At 58.1% G+C, this 19,384-nt stretch carries 17 protein-coding genes, 5 pseudogenes and 1 other annotated feature; of the genes and pseudogenes, 17 read left to right on the top strand and 5 right to left on the bottom strand.

All coding sequences use genetic code 11. The features are described 5' to 3' along the window. Window positions 1-702 precede the first annotated feature (702 nt). From PA01_19455 to PA01_19425, 7 genes are all read left to right on the top strand, one after another. Complete coding sequence (locus PA01_19455) at window positions 703-1,008, top strand: transcriptional regulator KorA (GenBank protein ID KAI5912061.1); 306 nt, start codon at window positions 703-705, stop codon at window positions 1,006-1,008. Next, a complete protein-coding gene (locus PA01_19450) occupies window positions 1,005-1,772 on the top strand; it encodes a ParA family protein (GenBank protein ID KAI5911999.1) in 768 nt (255 codons plus the stop codon). Before PA01_19455 ends, PA01_19450 begins: the two co-directional genes overlap by 4 nt. Continuing rightward, window positions 1,772-2,806 (top strand): ParB/RepB/Spo0J family partition protein, encoded by a 1,035-nt coding sequence (locus PA01_19445; protein ID KAI5911998.1) that lies wholly within the window; start codon window positions 1,772-1,774, stop codon window positions 2,804-2,806. The genes PA01_19450 and PA01_19445 overlap by 1 nt, the downstream gene beginning before the upstream one ends. A gap of 4 nt (window positions 2,807-2,810) precedes the next feature. Continuing rightward, entirely contained in the window at window positions 2,811-3,029 is a 219-nt protein-coding gene (locus PA01_19440) for a hypothetical protein (protein KAI5911997.1), read from the top strand. Between the two features lie 238 nt (window positions 3,030-3,267). Then, on the top strand, window positions 3,268-3,444 hold the full coding sequence (locus tag PA01_19435) for a hypothetical protein (protein ID KAI5911996.1): 177 nt from the start codon (window positions 3,268-3,270) through the stop codon (window positions 3,442-3,444). Window positions 3,445-3,727: 283 nt separating this feature from the next. Beyond that, a complete protein-coding gene (locus PA01_19430; GenBank protein KAI5911995.1) occupies window positions 3,728-4,075 on the top strand; it encodes a conjugal transfer protein TraO in 348 nt (115 codons plus the stop codon). Window positions 4,076-4,261: 186 nt separating this feature from the next. Continuing rightward, window positions 4,262-4,453 (top strand): hypothetical protein, encoded by a 192-nt coding sequence (locus PA01_19425; protein ID KAI5911994.1) that lies wholly within the window; start codon window positions 4,262-4,264, stop codon window positions 4,451-4,453. 421 nt (window positions 4,454-4,874) lie between these two features. On the opposite strand, the gene PA01_19420 is transcribed toward PA01_19425, so the two are convergent. Then, window positions 4,875-6,140, bottom strand: coding sequence for an IS256 family transposase (locus PA01_19420; GenBank protein ID KAI5911993.1), 1,266 nt, complete (start codon window positions 6,138-6,140; stop codon window positions 4,875-4,877). A 138-nt stretch (window positions 6,141-6,278) separates the two neighbouring features. Between PA01_19420 and PA01_19415 the strand changes: the two are divergent. From PA01_19415 to istB, 6 genes and pseudogenes are all read left to right on the top strand, one after another. Further along, window positions 6,279-7,144, top strand: a pseudogene (locus PA01_19415) (IS5 family transposase). A gap of 106 nt (window positions 7,145-7,250) precedes the next feature. Beyond that, complete coding sequence (locus PA01_19410) at window positions 7,251-7,967, top strand: hypothetical protein (protein KAI5911992.1); 717 nt, start codon at window positions 7,251-7,253, stop codon at window positions 7,965-7,967. 87 nt (window positions 7,968-8,054) lie between these two features. Beyond that, window positions 8,055-8,162: pseudogene (locus PA01_19405) on the top strand (IS630 family transposase). Continuing rightward, a pseudogene (locus PA01_19400) lies at window positions 8,163-8,327 on the top strand (ATP-binding protein). Window positions 8,328-8,687: 360 nt separating this feature from the next. After that, window positions 8,688-10,214 carry an IS21 family transposase gene (gene istA / locus PA01_19395; protein ID KAI5911991.1) on the top strand — a complete coding sequence of 509 codons (1,527 nt, stop codon included), beginning with the start codon at window positions 8,688-8,690 and terminating at the stop codon, window positions 10,212-10,214. Between the two features lie 38 nt (window positions 10,215-10,252). Further along, window positions 10,253-11,041, top strand: a complete 789-nt coding sequence (gene istB, locus PA01_19390) for an IS21-like element helper ATPase IstB (protein KAI5911990.1) — start codon at window positions 10,253-10,255, stop codon at window positions 11,039-11,041. A gap of 75 nt (window positions 11,042-11,116) precedes the next feature. On the opposite strand, the gene PA01_19385 is transcribed toward istB, so the two are convergent. Further along, window positions 11,117-12,252 (bottom strand): IS3 family transposase gene (locus PA01_19385; protein ID KAI5911989.1). Its coding sequence is split into 2 segments (ribosomal slippage): window positions 11,117-11,970 and window positions 11,970-12,252, totalling 1,137 coding nucleotides; the frame shifts between segments, so codons are not numbered across the junction. Next, window positions 11,858-11,974: a sequence feature (AL1L pseudoknot), on the bottom strand. (Overlaps the previous gene by 117 nt.) Window positions 12,253-12,381: 129 nt before the next feature. Here PA01_19385 and PA01_19380 point away from each other — a divergent pair. The 4 genes from PA01_19380 (at window position 12,382) to PA01_19365 (ending at window position 17,071) form a co-directional block, all read left to right on the top strand. Continuing rightward, entirely contained in the window at window positions 12,382-13,515 is a 1,134-nt protein-coding gene (locus tag PA01_19380) for a hypothetical protein (GenBank protein ID KAI5911988.1), read from the top strand. 243 nt (window positions 13,516-13,758) lie between these two features. Further along, a complete protein-coding gene (locus PA01_19375; GenBank protein ID KAI5911987.1) occupies window positions 13,759-15,441 on the top strand; it encodes a hypothetical protein in 1,683 nt (560 codons plus the stop codon). Window positions 15,442-15,571: 130 nt separating this feature from the next. Next, window positions 15,572-16,726 (top strand): alpha-amylase family glycosyl hydrolase, encoded by a 1,155-nt coding sequence (locus PA01_19370; protein ID KAI5911986.1) that lies wholly within the window; start codon window positions 15,572-15,574, stop codon window positions 16,724-16,726. Between the two features lie 24 nt (window positions 16,727-16,750). Beyond that, window positions 16,751-17,071, top strand: coding sequence for a hypothetical protein (locus tag PA01_19365; protein KAI5911985.1), 321 nt, complete (start codon window positions 16,751-16,753; stop codon window positions 17,069-17,071). A 50-nt stretch (window positions 17,072-17,121) separates the two neighbouring features. On the opposite strand, the pseudogene PA01_19360 reads toward PA01_19365, so the two are convergent. From PA01_19360 to PA01_19350, 3 genes and pseudogenes are all read right to left on the bottom strand, one after another. Further along, window positions 17,122-17,346 (bottom strand): annotated as a pseudogene (locus tag PA01_19360) (transposase). Window positions 17,347-17,467: 121 nt separating this feature from the next. Further along, window positions 17,468-18,086 (bottom strand): annotated as a pseudogene (locus PA01_19355) (IS5 family transposase). 64 nt (window positions 18,087-18,150) lie between these two features. Next, entirely contained in the window at window positions 18,151-19,179 is a 1,029-nt protein-coding gene (locus PA01_19350) for an RES family NAD+ phosphorylase (GenBank protein KAI5911984.1), read from the bottom strand. Between the last annotated feature and the right edge of the window lie 205 nt (window positions 19,180-19,384).

The raw sequence follows: 19,384 nt of genomic DNA, 5'->3' as shown, positions 1-19,384 counted from the left end.
ACGGCAACACACCGACGTGACGGCGTCATCGCGCGCTCATTGCAGCTCTGACTTCGTTCACCAATCAGCTGGAGTGTAGCTTTCATGGAGCTGCACGTCTGTCAGGAAGATTTGATGGACTGACTCGGAACGATTCGATCTTGGAAGGGTTGTTACGTTCGGCAGCCTGCGAGACTCAGAGCGTGTTATGAACTTGCTTCCAGCGCCAGCCGGAACGCGGCCACGAAATGCCATTCCCCTTCAGTGACATCGCTCGGGTAGGGTTTTCTGCTCACAACGATCAAAAAACATCAACTATATCGGCTGCATAAGTTCATAACACGCTCTAACCGCAGGGCTCCGGCGCACGAGCGCCGAACAAGACCGATTGGGGAAAGAAAGTCTTTTCTGCCCTTGTCCATCGCCAAGCCCGCAGGCGAGAACCGATCACGCCAGCGCGGGATCGCCAGGGGTAACGATGAACGCATGACCAATGGCAGGTTCGGCCTGCGGACGGTCTGTAGGGACGGGGTTGACAGAAAGCCCACTGGAGCCGCGTTAGGGCGGAAACGACTGCTCTGACGCAGCGCTTAAGGAGGAATTTTAGCCGCTAAAATATTTGACAGGCTGGTAAAAGTATAGCTATACTTTTACCAGCCTGATTGGCGGCTGGCGTCGCTGATTTCAATCATCTGCGGAATGTTATGAGTGCAGTCCATCATCATGAAGAAGAGGTTAACCGAAGCGCAGTTTCTGGAGGCCATTAAGGGCCTCGAAATCGGGAAGCAGACCCGCGAAATCGCCTGGGGTGTGCTGGTCGAGGGGAAGAAACAGGCCGAGTACGTGACAGTCTTGGGCGTGACCAAGGGAGCAGTCTGGCAAGCGGTAGAACGAGTATGGGGGGCGCACATAACCAAGGCCGTACCGGATGGATTTGAGCGAGTCACGGCAGTACTACCCGAGCATCAGGCGTTCATCGTGAAGAAGTGGGCCGAGGACGCCAAGAAAAAACAGGAACCCAAAGCATGAAAACGATGGTCACGGCAAACCAAAAGGGCGGCGTCGGGAAGACTTCGACGGTGGTGCATGTCGCCTTCGATTTCCTCGAGCGCGGCTTGCGGGTTGCCGTGATCGACCTGGACACCCAAGCCAATGCGTCCTTCACCTTGCAGGGCCACCAAAGTGGCTATCTGGCGAGCCAGATGTTCGACCTAGACGCTGACAGCCTGCGACAGTGGTTCACTTGCCGCGTGGACGGGCCCGCTATTCACTTGATCGCGTCCGATGCCCGTTTGGCGGACATGGAGAAGCGCGGAGTGTCCGAGGCGAGCGCGAGCTTCAAGGCTAATGTGGTGGCCCTGGCCGATTGCGGCTTTGATGTAGTGCTGGTGGATACCGCCCCTTCGCTTGGCGTCGGAATGGCGGCCGCACTCTTCGCGGCTGACTATGTGCTGTCGCCCATCGAGCTGGAGGCATACAGCATCCAAGGCATCAAGAGGATGGTCACGACCATTGCGAACGTCCGCAAGGTCAATACCAAGCTGAAATTCCTCGGGATGATGCCGAGTAAGGTGGACGCCAGAAACCCCCGCCATGTGCGGCACTTGGACGAGCTACACAAGGCGTATCCGCAATTGATGATTCCGGCCAGCGTCGGCCTTCGCAGCAGCATCGCCGACGCTCTGGCGAGCGGCGTACCTGTCTGGAAGATCAAGAAAACCGCAGCGCGTAAGGCGGCGAAGGAAGTCCGCGACGTTGCCGACTATGTATTCACGAAGATGGAGATTGCGTAATGACCGCCGTTAAGAACGCCAAGAAAAAGGTCGTCGAGCAGCCTCAGGCGTCCGGGCTGGGCCTGGATAGCATCGGTGACCTGTCGGGCCTCCTGAATGAACCCGAGCCCCTTGCCCGCGGCGCGGGCCCCTTGGAGTTGCCCTTGGAGCTGATCGACGAAGATCCGAACCAGCCCCGCACCGCAGACAACCCCGGCTTCTCGCGCGAAAGCATCGCGGAGATTGGGCAGACGATCAAAGACCGGGGCGTGAAGTCACCGATTTCAGTGCGCGAGAACCCGGAGGCTGAGGGGCGCTACATCATCAACCACGGCGCCCGTCGCTACCGTGGGTCGCAGTGGGCCGAGAGAGCGACCATTCCGGCCTTTATCGACAACGATTACAACCACGCCGACCAGGTTATCGAGAACCTCCAACGCAACGAACTCACCCCGCGCGAGATCGCGGACTTCATCGGCCGCGAGCTGGCGACTGGCAAGAAGAAAAGTGAGATCGCCCGCGAGATTGGCAAGTCTCCGGCGTTCGTGACCCAGCACGTGACGCTGCTCGATCTACCCGACCCGATCGCCAAGGCGTTCAACACCGGCCGGGCCAACGATGTGACCGTGGTCAACGAACTGGTGACGGCGTTCAAGAAGAACCCGGAAGAGGTTGGCGTCTGGTTGGCCGACGACAGCCAGGAGCTGACGCGGGGATCGGTCAAACTGCTGCGCGAGTTCCTGGAGGACAAGCGCCGGCATGGTGACGAGGACGAGCCCAATCCGAATACGGTGGACGCCATGAGCAGCAAGACTGACGTTGCTGCCGAGGAAGGGGAGCAAGGGTCGGATTCCAAGAAGGGGAAGAAGGAGGCTGACTCAGATAAATTCAAGAAGGCGATCATCCAGGTCGAGCACGATGGCCGCCTTGCCCGGATGATCCTCAACAAGCGCCCGCCAGCCGAGGGCTGGGCCTGGTTGAAGTATGAGGATGACGGAATGGAGTTCGAGGCCGACTTGATCCAGGTGAAACTCGTCGCGCTGATCGAGGGCTGACGGGATGGACGCGGCTCGGATAAGGCGGGCTGAGGCCGTCAAAGCTGCTCAGCGCCGCCTTGCCGAGGTGGTGCGGGCCGCGGGCGAGCAGCGCGATCAGGCCGAGCGCGAGCTCGCCGATGCGGCGCAAACCGTCGATGACCTCGAGGCGCAGCACGAGCAGGTCAAGGCGGAACGCGAAACCCTGCAACAACGTCTGGAAGAGGCCCTCGCCAAATCCTAAAAGCAGACCGTCGAGATTCCGCAGTAGCATGAACGATGGGGGCGGCTGAGAAAGCCGTTCAGGCTGCAGCCGAACAACACGCGGTCGAAATGGCGAGGGCGAGCGCGCTCCTGGATCAGGAGCGCGCTCATCACCTGAAAGAGCCCGAGCAGCTTCGAAGCGAGCTGAAGCAGGCGGGAACGGACCTCGAAGGCTGTATATAGCGCGGCCGAGGATTTGCCAGGAACACCGCAAGGAAGTGGCGAAAGAGGCGCAGCGCTGCGCCGACAAGCTGATAGGGGCGCAGAAGGACCGTGACGCGGTCACAAAGGACGCCGCGGCGCGCGAAAGTGCCGCGGGTCTTACCGGTCAGGTCAAGACACTCCAAGCCCAGAACGCAAAGCTGATGGAAGCGATCGGTGGCAAGGGGCGCTGACGATACTTGAGCAGGCCCTCGCCGGTGTGGCGGTTCGACGCAAACGCGCTGATCCTCGACACTGAACGACTGAGCTTGGCGATGGCATGGAGAGCGTCGATCGGAAGGTTTGCCTCGACCTCGTCGAGTGCGATCCGGCAGATCGAGCGGTCCTAGTGATCAGATAGACAGCTCCGACCCGCTTTCTATACACGAGTCAGGTGAGAGCGCAGTCGCGAACCGTTTTCGTTAACAAGACCGATAAAACATAGAATTGTCGACCTAACTCAAAGGGGGGCTCTTAGTGAAACAAAGACTTCTTGTGATGAATGGTTCGCGGATCGTTCAGAACGAGCGAGAAGGCCAGTGGTACACCGACAAAGTCGATAAGGCCGGGGCTTTGAGGCCCGGTATATACAACTTGTATCTTGCTAGCCGAGCAGACAAGGCCGCCGCCCACAGCGGCGTAATCCTTCATGCCGACAAGGAGCACGTATACCAGCAAGTAGGCAAGAACTACGTCATGCACGATCGCTCAGACTTCGATAAAACACCGGAAATTGGGAGCGCCAGAAGTATCAGCTACGACGCGCAAGGCAAGGCCAGCGTGTCCGCCGAAACGGTCCAGCTCAGTCGAGGGCGCTCTCGGTAGCTTTTAGCGGCTAAAACGGGAGGTCGGCGTGAGTGGGTTGGGAATGGGCGAGCGTGCACCGTGGGGAAATTTTCCCAAGGTCATCCGCAACGGAGGCTTGGGCGCGTTGAAGGATGAACCCGATACAGGGCTGCCAAGTCCGGCGACCCCGAAGCCGCGTTGATTCTCGCGGACCGGTTTTTGATCGTGAGCGAGATCAAGGCCGTGGTTGGGGAGGACTGGCCAGTGCTGATGCCGGTCTTGGCTGCAGAAGACGCCAGTAACAACAAGATCCCCCAGACGATGGCGGAAGTTCTTGCGGATCGGTTTGGGCTCGATATCGAGCTGGATATCATCCAGCGGAAAAAGGCTGAGTATCCCCAAGTCCGGCGCTGCTAGCGGTCGGCACAAGAAAGCTGGTTTATGCATAGTGCAGATTCTGAACCATCCCGGCCTTCAGCGACTGCCTAGATTCAATGCAGGTAACTGATCTGTGCTGTCATCCCAGCAATCTTGCCCCGGACAGCACCTCGGCCCTTGCCCACCTTGGGCCTCAGGCCCGCTTCGGGCGGCAATGCGTGGATCATCTGCCGCTCAAGTTGTGTGCGTCAAGTTGTGCAAATTGGGTGAGCACGGCTTGGTTGATGTCATTTCGCTTTCGGCGCCGCGCAGGGCGTAGCCCGAAGCGGCGCTGAAAGCGGGCGGCCAGTTCATGCGGCCAGCCGCAGCGCCTCCTTCTTCTGCTCGGCGAGCAGAGTCATGTTCAGATAGCGGGAGCTATCGTCAAGTCTGGTGTATGAAATCCACTCGGCATGACCGATCAGGCGGCGAGCCGCTGCTGTTCCTGCTCGTGCTCTTTCACCGGCACCCCGTCTGCAAAGACGACTCCCTGCATCAGTTCGGCAATGCGTTCGGCCTTCTTGATACGGCGCCACGACTTCTCGGCTTCCTGCACGAGCTTCAAGGACAGGCCCAGGAACGTCGAGCGCGTCACGCAGTTCTTCGTGCGGGTCGTGCGGTGACGCACGGTGGCGAAGGTCGACTCGATTGGATTGGTCGTGCGCAGATGAACCCAGTGTTCGGCAGGAAAGTCGTAGAAGGCGAGCAACGCGTCCCGGTCCTTGATGAGTTTTTCGGCCGCCTTCGGGTATTTCGCCTGGTAGCTCTCGACGAACTGCTTGAACGCCTGCTCGGCCAGCGCGCGGGTGGGCGCCATCCAGATCTCGTGGAGGGCCGCTTTGGCTTTCGCCTGGAGCGACTTCGGCAACGCGTTCAGGACGTTGGCGGTCTTGTGCACCCAGCAACGCTGGCGTCGCGTCTCGGGATAGGTCTCGTCGAGCGCGCCCCAGAAACCCAACGCGCCATCGCCTACGGCCAGCCGAGGACCCCGTTCGAGCCCACGGTTCTTCAGGTCGCGCAGCAGTTCGAGCCAGGATGCCTTGGATTCACGCAGTCCATCACCGACCGTGACCAACTCCTTGGTGCCGTCGAGCTTGACGCCGATGATCACGAGCAGGCACTGACGGGCATCGTCTTCGGCTCGCAGACTGGTGTGCACGCCGTCAGCCCACCAATAGACGTAGCGAGCATCGGACAGATCCCGTTTCATCCAGTCGGTGTAGTCGCTCGCCCACTCGGCCTTCAGGCGGCTGACCACGTTGGGCGACAGCCCGCGTGCCTCCTCGCCGAGCAGCACCGTGAGCGCCTCGCGCATGTCGCCGGTCGAAATGCCCTTCAGGTACAACCAGGGCAGCGCGGCCGACACCCGCGCCGAGCGGCGAACATACGGCGGCACCAGGGTCGAATTGAACTTCACGCCGCTGCCCGAGCGATCACGGACCTTGGGCACACACACTTCCACATTGCCGACTGCCGTGAGCACTTCGCGGGCCGGCAGATAGCCGTTCCTGACCACCGCCTTCTGCCCGCCCAGCATCTTCACGTTCTCGTAGTCGGCCAACAATTGCCGCACCTCGACCTCGATCGCCTTCTGGATCAGATCGCGCGCACCCCGTCGGATCAGTTCCTCCAGCGACAGACCCACCTCCGATTGCTCAACCGACTGCCTACTCGTATCCTTCTTCATGGCGTGACCTCCGTGGTTGCTGAAAATCGTTCTCGACAAACCATTCTCAGCAGAGGCACGCCGCCTCATCAAGTCTTCATATCAAGATCTGCTCATACACCAGTCCTGACGATAGCTCCACGGCGTCGGAGAGAGAGGATGGCGACGCGAGTCGAATCGTGGGTGGTAACGGATGCGTTCTGGCAGCGGGTGGAACCGCTGGTACCGCAGCGCGTGCCGTCGCCAGACAAGCAGTACTTGCGCAAGCCCGGCGCCGGTCGTCCCCCGAAGCCGGCGCGACAGGTGTTCGAGGCCATCGTGTACGTGCTTCGCACGGGTTGCCAATGGAAGGCCTTGCCCAAGGAGCGCTTTGGCAGCGCCAGCGCCATCCACAAGCGCTTCCTTGAATGGGAAGAAGCGGGCTTCTTCGAGGCAGTGTGGAAAGCGGGGCTGGCCGAGTACGACGAGATGGAGGGCATCGCCTGGCGCTGGCAAAGCGTCGATGGAGCCATGATGAAGGCCCCCTTGGCGCAGGAAGCCGTCGGCCCCAACCCGACGGATCGGGGGAAAAAAGGGCAGCAAACGCCATTTGCTGGTGGACGGCCGTGGCGTCCCGTTGTCGTTCATCGTGACCGGGGCCAACGTCAATGACGGCAAGCGGCTCAATGAGGTGCTCAAGGCCATCGTCGTCAAGCGCAGATGCCCGCCGGTTCGACGCAGCAAGCACCTTTGCGCCGACGCCGCGCTACCGCAGCGCCGAGAATCTTCGCACGATCGAGACGCACCGCTATATCCCTCACGTCGTTAGCCGCCGCCAGGAAGCAGACATCAAGGGAGGCGACCCCAGCAAGAAGGCAAAACGACGATGGGTCGTTGAGGTCGCCCACAGCTGGTTCAATCGCTTCCGCAAGTTGCTTGTGCGATATGAGAAGCTGGAACGAAGCTTCCTCGCCCTCAACCCCCTTGCCGCTGCCATCATCGCCTTTCGCAACGTGCCCCTCAGCATCAACATAATTTACGGATAAGTTCTTAGTCAGAGGCGCGTTTCTGTACGGTAATTAGCGTATTTTCATGATTAATGCTTATGTGATACGATAAACCTGTAATTAAAAAAAGATCAGGAAAATGCGAATGACAATGAGAACCGTTGTTGGCATGGCGCAGACGCAATCACGCCTCCTTACAGTACGTATAGCCGTCGCTTTGACGCTCGCGTTGCTTATATCCCCCACGGCAAATGCTTTAGTCATCGACGGTAGGGATTGGCGGCAGGTAAGTGAGACGGTGGGCGTTTCCTGGAGTCAAGTAGCTGGCGCATGCAAAGAAAATACTGGCGTCTGCAAAGGTAGTATCGGCAACGTACTATTCGATGGATGGACCTGGGCGTCAGTGGACGACATAAGAGTACTATTCGATCGCCTGATATTTCCCCAAACGGTCGAATTTCCAACACTTGATAGTAGCTGGGGTGAATTCTTTGGCGGCAACATTGATGCGTTGATAGATGAATCGATGTTTGTCAACACCTACCATCACTCGCCCGGAATTGCCGAGGGTGTATACGGATTGAGTAGATCCCTGTATCTCGATGGCGATGGAACAGCCCATCCGCTTCGCCCGTATCTCGAAAACTATTTTCTTGAGGGAGCAGGAGATTCCGCCAGTCTTTTGAGTTTCGCGGGGAAAGAGGCGACAGCCGACTGGATGGGAGTGTGGCTGTATAAATCCGCCTTCCTTGTTCCAGAGCCGAACTCCTTCTCCTTGATACTGGCGTCCTTTGCGGCACTCCTCATTGTTGCTCGAAACCGTCGCCGGGGATCCCTTCTGAGCGTAGCAAGCGCACGTTGAGCAGGGCCGACGGCGAAGCAGGCATAGTTCTCATGATGTTTTACTAACCTTCTCGTAAGTATTGTCATGCTATGAGACAATACGCGGGTGAAATGCAAACGGAACTCGGACGGTCGCGCGATCGACCACCACTCGCTGCAGGTGATGCGCCAACAGGCGATCAAGGCGGTTTGCGAGGGGCAGACGGCGAAAGCTTGGCCGGACCAGGCGTTCCCCGACAATCGGCTCCTCGCCTCGGCCACCGTCGATCGGCTGCGTCACAACGCCTATTGCCTGACGCTCGACGGGGTCTCGTACCGCGCCCCGCGACACGCTCCAAACCGGGCCAAAACAGCCCTTGCCGGTATCTCGAAAAACTGAATCGCACCGGGTTTCGCGGAGGCCGTTTTGTTTGAGTCAGGCGGCGATCGTCCTCGTTCAGGTTGCGGTAATAGTTTGCCTCGGCTTCGGCGGGAGGAATGTACCCGATTGGCTCAAGCAAGCGGTGGTGGTTGATGTCATCGACCGGCACATTGAAGCCAGTTGATGATCGGCACATTGAGGCCAGGGCGTGATCGGCATATTGGAGCCAGTCACGGATCGGCACATAGGCGCCAGCGCCGGATCGGCGTAATGGAGCCAGCGTTGTTCTGACGGACGTCTCGACCTTGAGCGGTCCATCGCTACCCTGCCGGGTTTTGGTTTGGCAGGAGGGAGCCGGTGGCCCGCAGGAGCATCGAGATGTACGAGTACCGCCAGGCCCTGATGCGCATGCGTCAGGGCGACTCCGAGCGCGAGATCGCGCGCGCGAAACTGATGGGACGGGCGAAGGCGGCCCGTTTCCGGGAGTTGGCCGCCGCCCGCGGCTGGCTCGATCCGGCGCAGCCGGTGCCGGAGGACGCCGAGATCGCCGCGGCGATCGGCCGGCCGCGCCTGCCGGTGACCGCGCAGTCGTCGATTGGCGCCTACCGGCCGCTCATCGAGCAGTGGTTGGCGCAGGGCGTGTCGGGCGTGGTGATCCACGCCACCCTCAAACGCGAGCACGGTTTCACCGGGCACTATTCCAGCGTGCGCCGGCTCATTGCCGCGATCGAGCGCGAGCGCCCGCCGGAAGCGACCGTGCGCTTGTCGTTCGCGCCGGGCGAAGCGGCGCAGGTCGATTTCGGCGCCGGCCCGCAGCTCGTGGATCCGGCCACGGGCGAGCTGCGCCGCACGTGGGCCTTCGTGATGACGCTGTGTTTCTCGCGGCACCAGTACGTCGAGTTCGTGTGGGATCAGAGCGTGCGCACCTGGCTCGGCTGCCATCGGCGCGCCTTCGAGTGGTTCGGCGCGGTGCCCGCTCGCCTCATCATCGACAACGCCAAGTGCGCGATCACCAAGGCGTGCGCGCACGACCCCGAGGTGCAGCGCGCCTACGCCGAATGCGCCGAAGGCTACGGCTTTCGGATCGACGCCTGCCCGCCCCAGGATCCGCAGAAGAAGGGGATCGTGGAGGCGGGCGTCAAATACGTGAAGGGCAACTTCCTGCCCACGCGCAGCTTCCGCGATCTGGCCGATCTGAACGCCCAGGCGCGCGATTGGGTGTTGCAGGAAGCGGGGCTGCGCATTCACGGCACGACGCGGGTGCAGCCGCTCGCGAGCTTCGCCGTCGAGCGCAGCGTGCTGCGGCCGCTGCCGGCGGTGCCGCCGGATCTGGGCACCTGGCACCAGGTGGCGGTGCATCGCGACTGTCACGTCAGCTTCGAGCGCGCGCTGTACTCCGTGCCGTTCGCCCTGGTCGGCAAACGCCTGTGGCTGCGGGCGACCGACACCGTCGTCACGGTCTATCAGGACTTCAAACCGGTCGCCACCCACGCCCGCGCCCGTCGTCCCGGCGAGCGGCGCACCGTCACCGACCATCTGCCGCCCGCCGCCCAGCGCTTCTTCGCGCACGACCGCAGCTGGTGTCTGCAGCAGGCCGCGGAGATCGGCGAGGCGTGCGCCCGGCTCATCGGGCGGCTGCTCACCGACCGCATCAGTGAGCGGCTACGCGCCGCCCAAGGCGTGCTGCAGTTGAAGAGCCGCTACGGCGCGGCGCGCCTGGAGGCCGCCTGCGCGCGTGCGCTCGACCACGACAGCCCGCATTACCGCACCGTCAAGACCATCCTCGCCGGCGGCCACGACCTGCAGCCGCTCACCGCGGTCAGCACCGAACCCTATGCCGACCGCGCCCGCTTCGCTCGTGCCACCGCGGCGCTCTTCGCTGACGAATCCCCCTCGCTTCACTGACCGGGCGCACGCCCATCTCACCCAAGGAGTCTCTCACCATGAATCCCGCCACCGAACTGGCGCCGCAGCTCAAGCAGTTACGCCTTTCCGGCATCCTCGACTCGCTCGAGGCCCGCAACCGCCAGGCCATTGACGCGAAGCTCGCCTACACGGAATTTCTCGCGCTACTGATCCAGGACGAGGTCGCGCGGCGCGAGCAGAAGAAGTTCGCCACGCGGCTGCGCCGCGCGGCGTTTCGCGCGACCAAGACCCTCGAAGGCTTCGAGTTCGACCGGCTGCCCTCGACCAACCGCGCGCTGGTGCATGATCTGGCCACGGGGCGCTACATCGACGAGCGCGCCCCGGTGCTCATCGTCGGCCCCTGCGGCACCGGCAAGAGCCATCTCGCGCAGGCGCTCGGCCACTGCGCGGTGCGCCAGGGTCACGACGTCGTCTTCGCGTCCTGCTCGCAGTTGCTCGCGAGCCTCAATGCGGCGCGGGCTACCGGAGCCTATGAACGGAAGCTCCAGCAACTGGCGCGCGTGCCGGTCCTCATCATCGATGACTTCGGGCTGAAACCGCTGCGTTCGCCCGCCGACGAAGACCTGCATGACCTGATCGCCGAACGTTACGAGCAGGCCGCCACCGTCGTCACCAGCAACCTCGACTTCACCGAGTGGGACCAGGCCTTCCCGGGTAACCGCCTACTTGCTTCCGCCACCGTCGATCGCCTGCGTCACAACGCCTACTGCCTGACGCTCGACGGGGCTTCCTACCGCTCGCCCCGACACGGTCCAAACAAGGCCAAAACAGCCCTTGCCAGCACCCCGAAAAACAACGAATCTTGAACCCCCGCAGACGTTCGTCAGAGCCCCTTCCAGCTGGCTCCTATATGCCGATCATCGGTGGCTCTATTGTGCCGGTCAGTGACAGTTGAACCATGAGACCCATTCGAGGGTGGCCAACTCGACCGCTTCAACGCTTTTCCATGGGCCACGCCGATGAATGACTTCTGCCTTGTACAGCCCGTTGATCGTCTCGGGCAGGGCATTGTCGTAGCTGTCCCCGCGGCTGCCGACCGACGGCTCGATGTCCGCCTCACTCAGTCGCTCACTGTAGCGGATCGACACGTACTGCGAGCCGGGATCGCTATGATGAATCAAAGCGTTGCGCTCGGGTTGGCGCGCCCACAGAGCCTGCTCCAGAGCGTCGAGCACGAATTCGGTGTGCATGGATCGGCTGACGCGCCAGCCCACGATGAAGCGGGCGAAGACGTCGATGACGAAGGCCACGTACACAAAACCCTGCCAACTCGAGACATACGTGAAGTCAGAGACCCAGAGCTGGTTCGGGCGCGGCGCAGCGAACTGCCGATTGACGCGATCGAGCGGACAAGGTGCAGCAGGATCGGGCCGGGTGGTCCGAACCGCCTTGCCACGCCTGGCACCGCGCAGCCCTTGGGCACGCATCAGCCGCTCCACGGTGCAGCGCGCGACCTCGAGGCCTTCGCGCTGCAGCTGCCGCCACACTTTGCGCGCTTCATACACCTGCAGATTCGCCTGCCAGACCCGCTCGATGTGGCCCGCCAGCACCTCGTCACGACGGGTTCGCGACGAGCGCAAGGCCGGATCGCGCCGGCGCGCCACGGCGCGTCGATAAGCGGACGGGGCAACCTGCAGTACCCTGCAGATCGGCTCGATCCCGAAGCGCTCGCGGTGCGTGTCGAGGAAGCCGTTCATCACTTGTTGCGGCGGTCGAGCTCCGCCTGCGCGAAATACGCGCTGGCCAGGCGCAGGATCTCGTTGGCTTTCTTCAGCTCGCGCACCTCGCGCTCGAGCTCCTTGAGGCGGGCCGCCTCCGCGGTCGTGACCCCGTCACGCTGCACAGTGTCCCGCTCATGCTGGCGAACCCAACGGCGCAGCGTTTCCGCCGTGCAGCCAATCTTTGCTGCGATCGAGACGATCGCCGCCCACTGGGATTCGTACTGGTCTTTGGCCTCGAACACCATGCGCACGGCGCGCTCGACCACCTCGGAGGAGAACTTCGTTGATCTCTTCATGGCTCCCTCTTCTCAAGAGTTGGAGCCTCCGCGAAACCCGGGGCGATTCAGACAGATTTCGCGAAGTGAGTTTTTTACAGTTTCAAAATGATTCCAACGCTGGAGCCCACTATCTAGAAGGGAGACGCCTTGACCAACATTGACGAAGAAAAAAGAACACAGCTCGCGGAACTCGCGACCAAATATTCGGCGTCAGGATTGTTCCACGTTGCAAGAGGGATTGCATCTGGTTTTGAGGCGCGCTCGTACAAAGACATTTTTGACACAAACGAAGCAAAAGACTACAAAAATCTGGCTACTCGCATTGAAAATCTAACCAATCTCCACAACCACTACACATCCGAGGCAAAACTAGGTCGCTCCATCATTAGCTTAAACAAAGAGATAGTCCTTGGGTCAATCGCAATCGGCGCCGCGGCCGGCGGACCCGTAGGAGCTACGGCAGCGATTGCACTGGTAACGGTTACGGCTGCGACCGAAGCGCTGTTTGATTACACTTTATCTGCGATAGATCAAGATTCAAAAGCGAAGTGTGAGAAGTTTGTTGGTCTACAATTCAGATTACTTCGAGACCAGTACAACGCTGATCTTAATGCCCTTGAACAGCGATTCAAAAACGGCTCAAGAAATGAAAAGGTCGCGGTGATTGGCGAGATTCTCGATAAAGACCGAGGGATCTTTGCCAATGTGGATTTGGCGAAAATCCCAGACGAGGCGAGGCCCCAGTTTCAGCACTACATGTCCAGTTTGCTCGAAGACAAGCTCAATTCACATATCCGCTTCTCCCAGCTTGCTGACGACGCGCTACAAACGCAAATCGACGACGTAAAGGGTGACGTCGAGAATATTAGTGCTAACGTCCAAATCATCCAACGCCTAGCTCTAAAAAACCACCAAGATATTCGGCAAATACAAGGCGACCTGGTCGCCATAAAGGACGATCTTAAAGAGATAACGATAGATTTCGGTGGCAGGCTCGGCAATCTAGAAAACGACGTCACATTCATCAATCAGTATCTATTTTCAACGATGAACCCCGAGGACCAGCTTGCGTTCCTCAAGCGTCAGCAGCTAATGGGGATGGACGAAGAGGAGCGGGTCGCGCTCACGAAGCGCTTAGAAGCTGTTCAGAACAAAAAGAACTTCCTCGATAATACAAAAAAATACCTGAACGCTGCTGCGACTACTATGCAGATCGTCAACGATCTGAGCACCGTGGTCAAGATCGACCCGAAACTTTTGAATGACCTAAGGAAGCGCTGATTAAATCGAAACCGTTCGGGCTGAGCCTGTCGAAGCCCTTGTTGTTGCAGGGAATGCCCTTCGACAAGCTCAGGGCGAACGGAATAAATCAGCGCTTCCCTAAACTCCGCGGTAAAAATAGGTCAAACCGCGTTCACTGCGTTCACCGCATTTTCTACAGGCGACTTTCTTGGCGGTATAGCGGCAATTACCGGAGCGCTATTCGAAGGCAAAGATATCGCTACTCAACGTCACGAACAAATCATGGAGCGCCTCGATATGGTGCTCCAAAACCAACAGATCATTATTGATCAGTTAACCGAAATACGTAAGGAGCTCCGCGAAATGCAGCGGATGCAAATCCAAACGCTCGAGGTGCTCGTGGAGTTCGTTAAGCAGTTTCAGTCCGCTCACCTGCAGAATCTACGCGAACTCCACGAAATTCAGTTGTTGGTGACCGTTGCTGTTAACTGGTCAAGCGAGCAATCCATGAGACCGATTGAAAATCTCGCCGAATTTTTGGAACTCAGAAGGAACTATGGTTTTGCAAACAATCGTTTTAATGACTTTGCCCACTTTCGCGCGCACTTTAACGAGCTAAATGAGTATTATCATTTAGGGATGCAGAACTCCGTCAACGTATTGATGGATTACTCGTTGAATCAAGTTTTTAAAGCTTACAACTACGCTCACCAGAACCAGTCGCCGTATTTGGATCTACTGAGGCCGGACTTCCTTGAGACGGACGGGCCGAAAGACGAGAAGGTAGACCTAACAAAAGATGCGGGGATGTACTTCTGGACGATAATGTTGAAGGATCAATGTGCACGCCGTTGGAAGCAGGCCCATCCTGAATCAGTTCCAGCTAAAGTGCACATTGGATTGCTGCAAGCAATGCATCCATGTGCGTTGGTAAGAGACACAAACATCAGAGCTACTACCTATTCCTACAATGAGGCGACGATTTCATCTGCCGATGCGGCAGAGCTGCAATGGGTATATCGAAACCTGGAAAATGTGGTCGAATGGAACGCGGCGAAGAAGATCGCTGAACCCATTATCGACTCTCACTTTTATTCTCAGCTCGTGGTTGATCGCAAGATCCCCCCGCTCGATGAGATCCTAAATCAAAGAAACGGCGAAGTGCCGGGACGAATAGGTCGTGTCGCCCTAGGCTATTGCCGCCGCCTTCTTAACTTGTGTATCACACAGGAGTCGATTTTCGCTGGGGAAGGAATTGTTCCTCTCCTCCTACATGACTTCGTAAATAGCTCACGACGTGGGCCGTATCACATCACTTTTCACCTTCTTCAATTCAACGCATTGCTTGCGTCAAACTGGTCAAGGTATGCCGTTCGGCAGTGTCTGGCTGCAGCGGCAATCAACCCTCGGATCTACGAAATCGCCGTTCGCGACTGGAAAAACCCTTCCATTCTTCGTCGATTTCTATCGAAAGCTCTGATTCTTGATTATTCATCAGCGCAAGGCGCGCAACCGAACTTCGTCGAGAAGGCTATGCCTTGGCGCATTGATTGGGCGTACGAAGGAGAGTACGTTGTTCGGGCACCGGGATTTGCCGAAACACGCAAGAAGCTGAAGGACATAACACCGAACGAACTCCGATATACTGTTTTACCAGATAATGTCTTGCAAACGATTCACGACCATTGGCAAATCGTCATTGACATCGATGGCGACGTGAACAGTCTTGGCCGTTCCTTAACCCTCCCCCTTCCATCGGCGGCTGAGGCGGTCGACGACCTCGGATATTACAGACCGTCATCCAATTTGCAGGAGATGATCGCTCTTCGTGATCGCATTGACCTTGAACTCGCCGATTATGATCTTTGTGATGCCCTTGCGCGCGAGTCAAGCAGAAAGCGGGTCGAATATTCTAAGACAATGGGGGAATGTGTTATTTTCAATAGCGCATTTAGTCCCGCATAAGGCTCCGATATAGAAAAACAGAATGCGCTCCTGTCTTGCGCCGACCGACATCATACTCCAGGCGTTTCATTGGAATTTGGTAAAGACTTCCGGGACCGGAACGCTTCGAGGTTCAGATAAATCATGGTACATGATACTGACTGGCTTTGCGCAGCATATAGCCGAGTTGGGGTTTACGGTTATCTATCTTCCTCCTCCATGGATAGACCGTTCCACTTGGGAGAACGGAGACGACTATGGTGGAGGCGAAGGCTACTTCTGGTCTGACTTTGACCTGAACAGCTTTTATGGAACCGAAGAAGAACTTCGAACGTTGGTTGAACAGTGTCACCAAGTCGGTATTAAGGTGATTGTAGATATAGTCACGAATCATCGTGACTATAAGCGAATGACCAGAGACATCTGGGATTACCCCGGGGAATCTTGGAGAGCTTGTCCTCAAAAGCAATCAAGAGCAAAGATTTTTCTTGCTGGCGACGCGGATATCGATCATAGCTGTTTTCGCGTTCAATCATGCTTTATCCACAACTTGAATAGGCTCGTGGTTGAATGCAACGTTGATGGTTTTCGTTGGGACCAGATCTACGGAATGGATCCAGATCTTTTTAATCAATGGATTACAAACCTTCAAAAGGCCGAAATAATTTCGATTGGTGAATACTGGCCCCGACTTGAAAAAGATATTCGATGCGGTCCACTTGAAGATTTTGACCCTTTAGTCGAGCGCTATGGGGTCGATCCTATCGACCGAGTTATCGGCTGGGCTTCAGATACTAGTTCACACGTGCTGGACTATCGGTTTAAGGAAATGGTTCAACGTCATGACGTTCAATATCTTGACTACGGACTAAATACGGTTAACGTCGAGTGGATTCGGAAGTCGATGGTAACGTTTGTGGAGAACCACGATACAGGAATGTCCCCCCTTTGTCGTGTTGGGCGCATGGGGCAGATGCGTTGGCCATGTTCCGAACAACACAAGCCTTTTGCTTACACGTTTATGTTATGCGGACCTGGCGTGCCAATGGTTTATTGGCCGGACCTTTTCGATTTCGGGCATTATCACTTAATCGCCCAACTCTTAAGAATAAGAAAAAACTACGGAGTTGCGGCGGACTGTAAATGGTGCGCCTCATCTAGAGGCCCCAACAGGTTATCGGGGACCATTCTTGATTCAGACGATCACCCAATTTTTGAATTGGGTTTTGGAGAATTGGCGAGCTCAAATTTAGAGCGGAAGAATATTCTTGATTCGGCCAGCCTAATCAGGATTGCAACATTTTGACAGTCTTCTAAGAGGAAAAAATCAATGCCAATGACCGTGCCTAAGTTTCGATATCATACAACTACTCGAGAAGTTCAACTTCCTTCAGGAGGAGGGGTGAGAACTGAGACAACATCTCAGGCTATTCCAGATGGTGAGTACGTTATCTACGTGGCTGGAGAAATCGATGCTCTGCTGCGCGACGTTGCGACCGACTTGACGGAGGCGGTGGCAGAGTCGAAGAAAGATATGGTGGTTTTGAAATCAGAACTCCTCGCTGAGTTCAACACCGCACTAAAGGATGCACAGGCGGACATTCTTCGGAAAGTTGAGGAAATGATCAAGAAACATTCAGCCGGTACATAGCACGGGGGAACATCGCTTATAACCGGGCAAGTCGCGTTCCTCTTAAGAATCTATCCGTAAATTATATTGACGTTGAGCGGCACCTTGCGAAAGGCGATGATGGCAGTGGCCAGATGATTGAGGGCGAGGAAGCTGCGTTCGAGTTTCTCGTAGCGCACGAGCAGTTTGCGAAAGCGGTTGAACCAGCTGTGGCAGACCTCGACCACCCAGCGCCTGGCCTTCTTTTTCGGATTGCGACGTTTCATGTCGGCTTCCTTGCGGCGATTGACCATATGAGGGTGCCTCGAAAAACCTCATTTTTCGAAATTGCAGGCACGATAAATCAACGACTTACAAAGGCGATTTCGACGAAATCGCTGGTTATTCGAGGCGCCCATGAGGGATATAGCCGTGCGCCTCGATGGTTTGACGGTTCTCCGCACCTGCGATATCCAGCATCGGCACACAGGTGCTTGTGTCGCCGCCGCGGCGGGTTCTTGCGCTTGATCATGATGGCGCTGAGCACCTCTACGAGCCGCTTGCCATCATTGACGTTGGCCCCGGTCACGATGAGCGACAACGGGACGCCACGGCCGTCGACGAGCAGATGACGTTTGCTCCCCTTTTTTCCCCCGATCCGTCGGGTTGGGCCCGACGGCTTATTGTGCAGAGGCGCTTTCATCATCGCCCCATCCACGCTTTGCCAGCGCCAGGCAATGCCTTCCATCTCGTCGTACTCGGCCAGCCCAGCCTGCCACAGCGCTTCGAACAGCCCCGCCTTCTCCTATTCGAGAAAGCGCTTGTGCACCGCGCTGGCGCTGCCGAATCGCTCCTTGGGCAAGGCCTTCCATTGGCAGCCCGTGCGCAGCACATACACAATGGCTTCGAACACCAGTCGTGGCGGCTTGGGCGGGCGCCCAGCCCCCGGTCTGCGCACGTACCGCTTGCCCGGAGGGGGCGCGCGTGGCGGAATCAGTGGCTCCACACGCGCCCAGAACGCATCGGTCACCTCCCACGATTGAACTCGCCCGGTCATACCCTCTCCCCAACACCGCGGCAACTGCGGCTTCAGGGAGAGTATATCTATTTACGGATAAGTTCTAAGCTGAAGGACGTAGGCTCACCTTCTCGATCGCGATGCGTCGTGCATCAGGATGTTGAAGATTGATGATGACGGTCCGCGAATCCGATAAACTGCGAGACGGAACGAGAAGCAATGCGGACTCCGTCTCACTGAACCAACGATGAGCCAGTTTGTGGATGCCGCCGTGTGCGCCTGCCTCGACAGAAGTCGCAACGCGCACTTTCACGGAGTCGAGTGACGCGCGAAGCAGGACGTGACGAGTCCAATCTCGTGCGTGTACCTGGTCGTGAAACGACGGCGCGATGAAGCCCTCGAGGATCGCCTGCAGCAGATGTTCGGCCGCCAATGCCACGGGCGTGCCTTGCGGCAGCCAGAAGGTGTCGTGCGAAAGCGGTCCCTGGAAGGGTCGCGCAAGATGGCGTGTCGGCACGATTCGCCAGAACACCGCCTTTCCGACGGTCAGCCACGCACTTGCTGACGGCCCAAAACTCGAGCCGTCATAAGGCGCCAGGACAAGGCGGCCGCGCTCTTCTGTCGTCGAACCGGGTGAGCCGCCAAACGCGATGAGATCCTCAGACAGTCTGACGCCAGACTGGGCGACCGCGTCAAGATAAGGCGCCGCATACTCGTAGGCAGCATCAATTTTCGGCGCCCAATACTGGATCACGCCATCGATGGCGGGCACGATCACAGCAACGCCGATCAGCATGCCGCCGACGGACCTCCACATCCATTCCTCGTAGCCAAACGCCTGTGCGGTGCGCAGCAGAAACGACGAGGTCTCGGCGAGCTCCTGTGGGTTCGGCAGCTCATGGCGTATCGGCACGCTGTCTGGCAATCGGTACTTGTTACGGATCTCTTGATCGGAGGGTGGCACCGGTTCCCCAAGCACGCACAGACAGATCACGTTATAGCCCTGATCTCGGCAATTGTCGTGGAGCAGGGCCGGCAACAAAAAGGGGTCTCGGATCGGAGCGGCGGGCAACCCCTGGGGATTATTGGGTTCCTCCTGACAGATGTCCGACTCGAAAATTTCTTCTGCCAAGCAACTCCTCGATGCCGGCCGACCTGCTCAGGAGGTGGCCGAGCATCTGGGTGTCACGCTGCTTCTTCATAGCGCGGGCTTTCGGGAGGCAGAGCCCTTTCATCTGTACATCGGCGATGTGTTTCCAGACCCGAAGGACTCGTCTCGTGCCAAAGTGCATATCCGTCATCCGAGTCAGGGAGCCGCACCGGCTGACTGGGTGCGC

It is taken from the genome of Azoarcus sp. PA01, from assembly GCA_001274695.2.
GTDB lineage: Bacteria > Pseudomonadota > Gammaproteobacteria > Burkholderiales > Rhodocyclaceae > Aromatoleum.
Note: the sequence above shows the minus strand (reverse complement) of the source record. Positions and strands in the feature narration are given on the sequence as shown.

What these genes read in the sequence shown, in the direction of transcription:
- PA01_19365 (KAI5911985.1), top strand. Translation starts at nt 16,751, where the DNA reads ATGCCAATGACCGTGCCTAAGTTTCGATATCATACAACTACTCGAGAA.
- PA01_19370 (KAI5911986.1), top strand. Translation starts at nt 15,572, where the DNA reads ATGATACTGACTGGCTTTGCGCAGCATATAGCCGAGTTGGGGTTTACG.
- PA01_19440 (KAI5911997.1), top strand. Translation starts at nt 2,811, where the DNA reads ATGGACGCGGCTCGGATAAGGCGGGCTGAGGCCGTCAAAGCTGCTCAG.
- PA01_19450 (KAI5911999.1), top strand. Translation starts at nt 1,005, where the DNA reads ATGAAAACGATGGTCACGGCAAACCAAAAGGGCGGCGTCGGGAAGACT.
- PA01_19455 (KAI5912061.1), top strand. Translation starts at nt 703, where the DNA reads ATGAAGAAGAGGTTAACCGAAGCGCAGTTTCTGGAGGCCATTAAGGGC.
- PA01_19445 (KAI5911998.1), top strand. Translation starts at nt 1,772, where the DNA reads ATGACCGCCGTTAAGAACGCCAAGAAAAAGGTCGTCGAGCAGCCTCAG.
- istB (KAI5911990.1), top strand. Translation starts at nt 10,253, where the DNA reads ATGAATCCCGCCACCGAACTGGCGCCGCAGCTCAAGCAGTTACGCCTT.
- PA01_19410 (KAI5911992.1), top strand. Translation starts at nt 7,251, where the DNA reads ATGACAATGAGAACCGTTGTTGGCATGGCGCAGACGCAATCACGCCTC.
- PA01_19375 (KAI5911987.1), top strand. Translation starts at nt 13,759, where the DNA reads ATGGAGCGCCTCGATATGGTGCTCCAAAACCAACAGATCATTATTGAT.
- istA (KAI5911991.1), top strand. Translation starts at nt 8,688, where the DNA reads ATGTACGAGTACCGCCAGGCCCTGATGCGCATGCGTCAGGGCGACTCC.
- PA01_19420 (KAI5911993.1), bottom strand. Translation starts at nt 6,140, where the DNA reads ATGAAGAAGGATACGAGTAGGCAGTCGGTTGAGCAATCGGAGGTGGGT.